1 protein-coding gene and 1 pseudogene are annotated in these 531 nt (G+C 46.9%); both read left to right on the forward strand.

The window, feature by feature from the left end; all coding sequences use genetic code 11:
* Positions 1-411: ABC transporter ATP-binding protein (locus tag ACWHAR_RS31500; RefSeq protein WP_452088982.1), on the forward strand; the 411-nt coding region annotated here is incomplete at its 5' end.
* 24 nt (positions 412-435) lie between these two features.
* Positions 436-531: pseudogene (locus ACWHAR_RS31505) on the forward strand (DUF2573 domain-containing protein); the annotation flags it as partial.

A 531-nucleotide genomic window follows, 5' to 3' on the forward strand; every position in this document is an offset into this window, starting at 1 on the left:
GATTCTTTGTCAGGCGGACAGCGCCAGCGGGCTTGGATCGCGATGACGCTTGCCCAGGAAACGGATATCATCCTTCTTGACGAGCCGACGACGTATTTAGACATGACGCATCAAATTGAAATTCTTGATTTGCTGTTTGAGCTGAATGAAAAGGAAGACCGGACGATTGTTATGGTTCTCCATGACTTAAACTTGGCGTGCCGCTATGCACATCATCTCGTGGCCATAAAAGACAAACGGATTTATGCAGAAGGCTGTCCGGAAGAGGTCATCACTTGTGATCTTGTGCAAAATGTGTTTTCTATGAACTGTCAGGTTACACAGGACCCGCTCTTCGGAACGCCTCTTTGCATTCCTCATGGCAGGGGCAGATGCATTGTCCAGGAAGCGGCTTTCACATCACATGGATAAATAACGCAGCGAAGGAGCTTTCAATTGAGAAAGCTCCTTGCTGTTTTTTCGAAAGGAAGATGGAAAATGGAACAAAAACTTCAGGAGCAGCTGGATGGATTGCTGGAGAAGTATACTGAG

This window comes from Bacillus sp. LR--39, from assembly GCF_053613335.1.